Raw genomic sequence first — 8885 nt, forward strand, 5'->3', positions numbered from 1 at the left:
CTTAAATGAAAAGTGACATTCAAATTGCACAAGAAGCAAAGATGGAGCCAATAAGAAATATAGCTGAGAAATTAGGTCTTTGTGAAGATGATATTGAATATTATGGAAAGTATAAATGCAAAATATCATTGGAAGTATATAATAAAGTAAAAAATAATAAGGATGGAAAATTAGTTTTAGTAACAGCTATAAATCCAACTCCAGCAGGAGAAGGAAAATCAACAGTTACGGTAGGATTAGGGCAAGCGTTAAATAAGCTTGGTAAGAATGCTGTAATAGCATTAAGAGAACCATCATTAGGACCAGTTTTTGGAATTAAGGGGGGAGCTGCAGGTGGTGGATATGCACAAGTAGTTCCGATGGAGGATATTAATCTTCATTTTACAGGAGATATGCATGCAATTACATCTGCTAATAATTTATTGTGTGCAGCAATAGACAATCATATACATCAAGGAAATGTATTAAGAATTGATTCAAGAAGAATAGTTTTCAAAAGAGTTATGGATATGAACGATAGAGCACTTCGACACATTGTTGTTGGAATGGGTGGAAAAGTTAATGGATTTGTTAGAGAAGATGGATTTAATATAACTGTTGCATCAGAAATAATGGCTATATTATGTTTAGCAAGCGATTTAGAGGATTTGAAGGAAAGAATGGGTAACATTGTAATTGCTTATAATCTAGATGGAAATCCTGTTTATGCTAAAGAATTAGAGGTTCAAGGTGCTATGGCATTATTGATGAAAGATGCAATTAAACCTAATCTAGTTCAAACATTAGAAAATACTCCAGCATTAATACATGGAGGACCATTTGCTAATATCGCACATGGATGTAATTCTATAATGGCAACTAAACTAGCATTAAAGCTTGGAGAAGTAGCTGTAACTGAAGCGGGATTTGGTGCTGATCTAGGAGCTGAAAAGTTTTTTGATATTAAATGTAGATATGGGAATTTAAAACCAGAATGTGTTGTTATAGTTGCAACAATAAGAGCATTAAAGCACCATGGTGGAATAGCATTAAGTGAACTAAATGCTCCGAATGTGGATGCGTTAGAAAAAGGAATAACTAATTTAGAAAAACAAATAGAAAACATTAAAAAGTTTAAAGTTACACCTGTGGTAGCTATAAATAAGTTTATTACAGATAGCGATGAAGAGGTAGAATTCATTAAAGCTTTTTGCAATAAAATAGGTGTTAAGGTAGCGTTAAGTGATGTATGGGCTAAAGGCGGAGAAGGTGGAATTGAACTTGGAAATATCGTATTAGACATTTTAGATAACAATGACGCTGAGTTTGCACCAATTTATAATGAGAAAGAGTCTATACAAGAAAAAATATTTACTATTGCTAAGGAAATTTACGGAGCTGATAAAGTTAATTACACACCAGCAGCTAAGAAGCAAGTTGCAGAGTTAGAGAAATTTGAGTTAGATAAATTGCCTATATGTATGGCAAAAACACAATATTCTTTATCAGATAATCCTAATCTTTTGGGTAGACCACAAGGATTTGAGATTACAGTCAAAGAAGTGAGAGTATCTAATGGAGCTGGTTTTATAGTAGTTCAAACTGGAGATATAATGACTATGCCTGGACTTCCAAAAGTGCCAGCGGCAAATAAGATGGATGTACTAAAGAGTGGAGAAATAATTGGCTTATTCTAAAATGATTTTTTTCATACACCTTAACTCTTGACAAATTAATTAAAATTGATAAAATTATATTGTTATTTTTAAATGGATTTCTAAATTAAGGCAGCTCTTTGGGCTGCTTTTAATTTAACTATATTAAGGTGGTGCTTTCTATGATCTTACTTGTTGATGCAGGTAATACTAATATTGTTTTGGGAGTACATGATGGAAAAGGTTACATAGCTAGTTGGCGTATTTCAAGTGAAGCAAATAAAACTTCAGATGAGTATAGTATACAAGTTATGCAATTATTTAATTTAAACAACATTGATCCGAAAGAGATTACTGGAGTTATCGTTTCTTCCGTAGTTCCCAATATAATGCATTCTTTAGAGAATATGTTAAGAAAATGCTTTTGTCATGAACCTATAATAGTTGGACCAGGAATAAAAACAGGAATAAACATTAAATATGATAATCCTAAAGAAGTTGGAGCTGATAGAATAGTAAATGCTGTTGCAGCATATGAAATTTATAAGAGGTCAGTAATAATAATAGATTTTGGAACAGCTACAACTTTTTGTGCTGTGAGAGCTAATGGTGATTATCTTGGGGGATGCATATGTCCAGGAATAAGAATTTCGGCAGATGCCTTATTTGAAAGAGCTGCTAAGCTTCCTAGGGTAGAATTAGAAATGCCTAAAAATATGATTTGCAAAAATACAGTATCAAGTATGCAGGCAGGTATTTTATTTGGATATATTGGGCAAGTTGAATATATAGTTAAAAAGATGAAAAAAGAGATGAAAAATTCTAAATATAAAGAAGAACCTTTTGTATTAGCAACAGGTGGATTGGCTAATCTAATAGCTAAGGGAACTGATGTGATAGACAAGGTTGATTCAGAATTAACATTGGAAGGATTAAAATTACTTTATGAAAAAAACAATGAAGTAGAGAATACTGAAAAGTAAGAATTAAAAAGCAAGGAGTACATTCTAGATGAAAATAGGAAACTTGACCTTTGAGAATAATATATTTTTGGCACCAATGGCTGGTGTAACAGATATATCATTCAGAGGACTATGTAAAGAAATGGGATGTGGATTAGTTTATACTGAAATGGTTAGCGCAAAAGCTTTATATTACGGAAGCGAGAACACACAGGCCTTACTTAGAATTGCAGATGAAGAGAAACCAGTAGCGGCTCAGATATTTGGAAGAGAACCAGAAATAATGGCTGATATCTGTGAAAAATATTTAAATAGTAGAGAAGATATTTGTATTATTGATATAAATATGGGATGTCCCGCACCTAAAATTGTTAAAAATGGAGAAGGATCCGCGTTAATGATGGAACCCGACCTTGCTTATCAAATTGTGAAGGCAATAAAGAAAGTATCAACAAAACCTGTTACTGTAAAGTTTAGAAAGGGATTTGATGATGACAATGTCAATGCAGTGGAATTTGCAAAGGGAATGGAACAAGCAGGAGTTGATGCAATTGCTGTTCATGGACGAACTAGAAAACAAATGTATCAAGGAGTTGCTGATTGGGATATAATAAAAAAGGTTAAAGATAGTGTTTCTATTCCTGTAATAGGGAATGGAGATGTGTTTTCAGCAAATGATGCTATTAAATTAAAGCGACTAACCAATTGCGATGGAATAATGGTTGCAAGAGGAAGTCAAGGAAACCCATGGATATTTAAACAGATAGTGAAGGCCTTAAAGGGTGAGCAAATAGAAGAAATTTCGAATAAGGAAAAAATTGAAATGTGCCTCAAGCATTATGCTTTAGCACTTAAATATGATGGAGAGTTCAAGGCAATAAGAGAAATGCGTAAACATGCTTCATGGTATTTAAAAGGGCTTCCAAGAAGTGCAGAGATTAAGAATGTAATTAATAGCCAAAGTGATAGTAAAGAAGTAATTAGAATTTTGAAAAAATATAAAGAAGAAATATAGAGCAAAATAATATTAGAATAAATTATGAGATTTTATCATATTATTAATATTCAGAAGAATGTAATATATGTTGCAGTTAGTTTTATGAAATTTATATCCTAGTATTTACTTAACTTACAACCATACTAAATGTAATTTTAATATTGCAATATATATTATATAAAGTAAATAAAATTTTTCAGCATATACTACTATTAAATATATCTTATAACATATATTTAATAGGGTTACTTAACCTAAGTCAGTTGTGAATTTTATAAGGTAAATCAAAGTTTAACGGCATAAATTGCTTGAGGATAGGATTTATTGACATATCAAATATGCTGATTTATAATTAGTTAAATGATTTTGAGGTTAAAAGTTTACTTTGCACTATTTCAAAATTTAATTTAATTATTTTATTGAAGTACAACATTTTAATAATATTGATTGTCTAAATTGATTCGCGTAATGCTTAATTTAAGATGAATTCAATGAATACGATTATTAAAATAATAAATATATAAGGTTTTAAAGGGGAGTTAAAGTATATGAGCCAATCAAAACAATATGTAATGACTTATGAAGGTGTTAAAAAGTTAGAAACTGAACTTGAATATTTAAAAACTGTAAAAAGAAAAGAAATAACTGAAAAAATAAAAATTGCTTTAGGATATGGAGACTTAAGTGAAAACTCTGAATATGATGAAGCTAAAAACGACCAAGCATTTACAGAAGGAAGAATAATTCAATTAGAAAATATGTTAAAGAATGCAGTTGTCGTTGATGAATCTGAAATTCCAAGTGATATTGTATCAGTTGGATCAAAAGTTAAAGTTAAAGATTATGAATTTGATGAAGAAGTTGAATATTCAATAGTGGGTTCAGCGGAAGCAGATCCTATGAATTTTAAAATATCAAACGAATCACCGGTTGGTAACGCCTTAGTTGGGAAAAAAGTTGGTGACATAGTGGAAGTAATAATTCCTGATGGAGTGAACAAGTTTGAGATTTTAGAAATAAGTAGAAGTTAATTGGAGGTACAATATGTCAACAGAAGAAATGAGTATGCAGGAGTTAGAATCTCAATACAGTGAACAAGAAGGACTTCGAAGAGCTAAATTAACAGAGTTACAGAATGCAGGGAAAGATCCTTTTGATGTTTATAAAATTAATAGAACTCATACATCAGAAGAAGTTAAAGCTAATTATGATGAGTTAGAAGGTAAGGAAGTAACTGTTGTAGGAAGAATAATGTCTAAAAGAGGTCAAGGAAAAGTAGTCTTTTCAGATATACATGATATTGATGGGAAAATACAATTATTCTTAAAAATAGATAAGGTAGGGGAAGAAAACTTAAAGCAATATAAGACACTTGATTTAGGAGATTGGGTAGCAGTAACTGGAGAAGTATTCAAAACAAAAACAGAAGAAGTAACAGTAAATGCTAATACTTTTGAATTGATTTGTAAATCCTTAAAACCACTTCCAGAAAAGTGGCATGGATTAAAGGATCCAGATTTAAGATATAGACAAAGAGAAGTAGATATAATTACTAATCCGGAAGTAAAAACTACATTTATAAAGAGAAGTAAGATTATATCTGCAATGAGAGAATTCTTGGATAATAAAGGATTTTTGGAAGTAGAAACTCCAATTCTTTCCCCAATAGCAGGAGGTGCTGCTGCAAGACCATTTATAACTCATCACAATACTTTAGATATGGATATGTATTTAAGAATTGCAACTGAATTATATCTTAAGAGACTAATAGTTGCCGGATTTGAAAAAGTATATGAAATAGGTAGAAATTTCAGAAATGAAGGTATGGACGTAAGACATAATCCAGAATTTACTGCAATTGAATTATATGAAGCATACTCAGATTATAATGATATGATGGAAATAACAGAAAATATGGTTGCATATATTTGTGAAAAAATAAATGGAACAACTAAAGTTACTTATCAAGGAACAGAAATAGACTTTGCTCCACCATGGAGAAGAGTAACTATGGTAGATGTTGTTAAGGAACATGCAGGTGTAGACTTTAATGAAATTAAGTCAAATGAAGAAGCTCAAGCTATAGCTAAAGAAAAGCATTTAGAATTTGCTAAGCCTTTAGAGACAGTTACAAAAGGTGATGTATTAAATGCTTTATATGAAGAATTTGGTGAAGCTAATATGATTCAACCTACATTTGTAATGGATTATCCAGTTGAAATATCACCTCTTACAAAAAAGAAAAGAGGAAATCCAGAATTTACTGAAAGATTTGAAGGCTTTGTATTTGGTAGAGAACTTTGCAATGCATATTCAGAATTAAATGATCCAATAGTTCAAAGACAAAGATTTGAGCAACAAGCTAAGGAAAGAGAATTAGGTGATGATGAAGCATATTTATTAGATGAGCAGTTCATGAGTGCTCTTGAAACAGGTATGCCGCCTACAGGTGGAATGGGAATGGGTATAGACAGACTTATAATGTTCTTAACTGATTCAGCATCAATTAGAGACGTTATACTATTCCCAACAATGAGACCACAAAAGTAATATAGATCTTTAAAAGTTTAGATACAGAGTAAAAAGGTTCATGTGTGCTCCTAGTTGGGTATGGCATGAACTTTTTTATTCTGTATTGTTATAATATGCTTACTTGAGTTTGCTTCATATCTTACTGACTATAAACAATTTAGTTTTAGCAATTATAAGATATGTTACCTAAAATAATTAATTATAAATTTATTAAAAACGCTTGCATAATTTCAAAAAGCTGATATAATAGATTAAGTAATGACGTTCCGCGATAGCTCAATGGTGGAGCACTCGGCTGTTAACCGATAGGTTGGAGGTTCGAGTCCTCTTCGCGGAGCCATTTTTTTATTTAAAAATAATATTTGATAAAGAATTAGAGTGGAAGTATTTTCTGCTCTTTTGTTTTATTAAGAAATAATATAATATTTATGTTAATATGTTTATTATGATAATTAATGTATTGAATTAAATGATTATGTTAGGTTATTTTTATTGTTTTTACTTAAATTTTCATTATAGCTGAAGCTAGAGAAAAACATTGGTTTCTGAATTATAAGAAAAATAAAATCAGACAAATGATAAAAAATGAAAAATAGGGTTGCATAATTTTAAAAAGCTGATATAATAGACTAAGTAATGACGTTCCGCGATAGCTCAATGGTGGAGCACTCGGCTGTTAACCGATAGGTTGGAGGTTCGAGTCCTCTTCGCGGAGCCATTTTTTTATTTAAAGATAATATTTGATAGAAAATCAGGGTGGGAAGTACTTTCTGCCCTGTTGTTATATTAAAAAATAATAGAGATAGAGTATGTATATTAATTTATTTACTATTAGGTAACGTATGAAGTGATTATGGTAATATGATTTCTTTGAATTATTATTTGATTCTGATCCATATGTCAAAGAATATATTTACGTAGTAAATATATAAGAAAATAGAGTGATAAAAAAATAGTAGTAAAAAAATAAAAAAATAGGGTTGCATAATTTAAAAAAGCTGATATAATAGATTAAGTAATGACGTTCCGCGATAGCTCAATGGTGGAGCACTCGGCTGTTAACCGATAGGTTGGAGGTTCGAGTCCTCTTCGCGGAGCCATTTTTTTATATTTTTTTAGACTATATTTTTATATTGACAGAAATGTTAATTTTGTTAAAATTAATTTATAAATTAAATATGCACGTTTAAGAAAGAATAGTAATCTGAAAGTCAATTATAGAGAGATGGTGTTTGGTGAGAATCATTATTGATTTGTGATGAATGGCGCTTTTTAGTGCAAAGGTATTTTAAGAAGAAAGATGGGCCTAAGCCAAGAAGGGTGGAACCGCGGAATTATAATTTCGTCCCTTTGTGGTTAGGGCTTTTTTTATTTTTATAAAAATGTATTTGGAGGGATAAACGATGGCAGTAGAAAAGACAATGGATAAGATTGTAGCACTTTGTAAAAACAGAGGATTTGTATTCCCAGGCTCAGATATATATGGTGGGTTAGCTAACTCATGGGATTATGGTCCTTTAGGCGTAGAATTCAAAAATAATGTAAAAAGAGCATGGTGGAAGAAATTTGTTCAAGAAAGTCCTTATAATGTAGGATTAGACTCAGCTATTTTAATGAATAGTGAAGTTTGGGTGGCATCAGGACACGTTGGTGGTTTCTCAGACCCACTAATGGATTGCAAAGAATGTAAAGCAAGATTTAGAGCAGATAAGCTGGTTGAAGATCATATGACAGCTAATGGTGCAGAAGTAGCAAGCGCTGATGGATGGTCTAATGAACAATTAAAAGAATATATTGAAAGTAATAATATAGTTTGTCCTAAATGTGGAAAAATGAATTACACAGATATAAGAAAATTTAATCTTATGTATAAAACTTTCCAAGGTGTTACTGAGGATGCTAAGTCAGAAATTTATTTACGACCTGAAACAGCACAAGGTATATTTGTTAATTTTAAGGCGGTTCAAAGAACTTCAAGAAAGAAAGTTCCGTTTGGTATAGCTCAAATAGGTAAATCTTTTAGAAATGAAATTACTCCTGGTAACTTCATATTTAGAATAAGAGAATTTGAACAGATGGAATTGGAGTTCTTCTGTAAACCAGGAACTGATTTAGAATGGCATAAATATTGGAAGGACTATTGCTGGAACTTCTTGCTAAATCTGAATGTTAAACCAGAAAACTTAAGAATGAGAGATCATGGAGAAGAGGAGTTATCATTCTACTCAAATGCAACTTCTGATATAGAATACCTATTCCCATTTGGTTGGGGAGAACTTTGGGGTATAGCAGACAGAACTGATTATGACTTGACTAAACATCAAGAACATTCAGGTCAAGATCTAAGTTATTTAGATCAAACAACTAATGAAAAATATATACCATATGTTATAGAACCATCATTAGGTGCAGATAGAGTTACATTAGCATTTTTAATTGAAGCTTATGATGAAGAAGAATTAGAGGATGGAGATGTTAGAACAGTAATGCATTTACATCCAGCATTAGCTCCATTTAAAGCAGCTGTATTACCTCTTTCTAAAAAGCTTTCTGAAAAAGCTTTAGATGTTTATGCTGAATTAAGCAAAAAGTTCAACCTTGATTTTGATGAAACAGGAAGCATAGGAAAGAGATATAGAAGACAGGATGAGATTGGAACTCCATATTGTATAACAATTGATTTTGATACTTTAGAAGATGAAGCAGTTACTATTAGAAACAGAGACACAATGGAACAAGAAAGAGTTAAGATAAGTGAAT

6 protein-coding genes and 3 tRNA genes (1 of these 9 only partly in view) are annotated in these 8885 nt (G+C 31.2%); all 9 read left to right on the top strand.

What is annotated here, in order from left to right:
• The first annotated feature begins 5 nt into the window (after positions 1-5).
• A complete protein-coding gene (locus CDLVIII_RS01840) occupies positions 6-1676 on the top strand; it encodes a formate--tetrahydrofolate ligase (protein ID WP_009167765.1) in 1671 nt (556 codons plus the stop codon).
• A gap of 140 nt (positions 1677-1816) precedes the next feature.
• On the top strand, positions 1817-2617 hold the full coding sequence (locus tag CDLVIII_RS01845) for a type III pantothenate kinase (RefSeq protein ID WP_009167766.1): 801 nt from the start codon (positions 1817-1819) through the stop codon (positions 2615-2617).
• Between the two features lie 28 nt (positions 2618-2645).
• Entirely contained in the window at positions 2646-3611 is a 966-nt protein-coding gene (gene dusB, locus CDLVIII_RS01850) for a tRNA dihydrouridine synthase DusB (protein WP_009167767.1), read from the top strand.
• A 530-nt stretch (positions 3612-4141) separates the two neighbouring features.
• Entirely contained in the window at positions 4142-4624 is a 483-nt protein-coding gene (greA, locus tag CDLVIII_RS01855) for a transcription elongation factor GreA (RefSeq protein ID WP_009167768.1), read from the top strand.
• A gap of 13 nt (positions 4625-4637) precedes the next feature.
• Positions 4638-6143, top strand: coding sequence for a lysine--tRNA ligase (lysS, locus tag CDLVIII_RS01860; protein ID WP_009167769.1), 1506 nt, complete (start codon positions 4638-4640; stop codon positions 6141-6143).
• A 247-nt stretch (positions 6144-6390) separates the two neighbouring features.
• Positions 6391-6465 (top strand) — tRNA-Asn (locus CDLVIII_RS01865).
• A gap of 303 nt (positions 6466-6768) precedes the next feature.
• Positions 6769-6843, top strand: a tRNA-Asn gene (locus tag CDLVIII_RS01870).
• Between the two features lie 307 nt (positions 6844-7150).
• Positions 7151-7225 (top strand) — tRNA-Asn (locus CDLVIII_RS01875).
• 303 nt (positions 7226-7528) lie between these two features.
• On the top strand, positions 7529-8885 hold the 5' portion of the coding sequence (locus tag CDLVIII_RS01880; RefSeq protein WP_009167770.1) for a glycine--tRNA ligase. Its footprint extends 35 nt past the window's final position; 1357 of the gene's 1392 nt are visible here — the first part of the coding sequence; its start codon is at positions 7529-7531; its stop codon lies off the right edge, out of view.

The organism is Clostridium sp. DL-VIII, from assembly GCF_000230835.1.
Lineage (GTDB): Bacteria > Bacillota > Clostridia > Clostridiales > Clostridiaceae > Clostridium.

Bases quoted from the DNA above. Each gene is read 5' to 3' on its own strand.
- CDLVIII_RS01840 (WP_009167765.1), top strand. From the start codon at position 6: ATGAAAAGTGACATTCAAATTGCACAAGAAGCAAAGATGGAGCCAATA.
- dusB (WP_009167767.1), top strand. From the start codon at position 2,646: ATGAAAATAGGAAACTTGACCTTTGAGAATAATATATTTTTGGCACCA.
- lysS (WP_009167769.1), top strand. From the start codon at position 4,638: ATGTCAACAGAAGAAATGAGTATGCAGGAGTTAGAATCTCAATACAGT.
- greA (WP_009167768.1), top strand. From the start codon at position 4,142: ATGAGCCAATCAAAACAATATGTAATGACTTATGAAGGTGTTAAAAAG.
- CDLVIII_RS01845 (WP_009167766.1), top strand. From the start codon at position 1,817: ATGATCTTACTTGTTGATGCAGGTAATACTAATATTGTTTTGGGAGTA.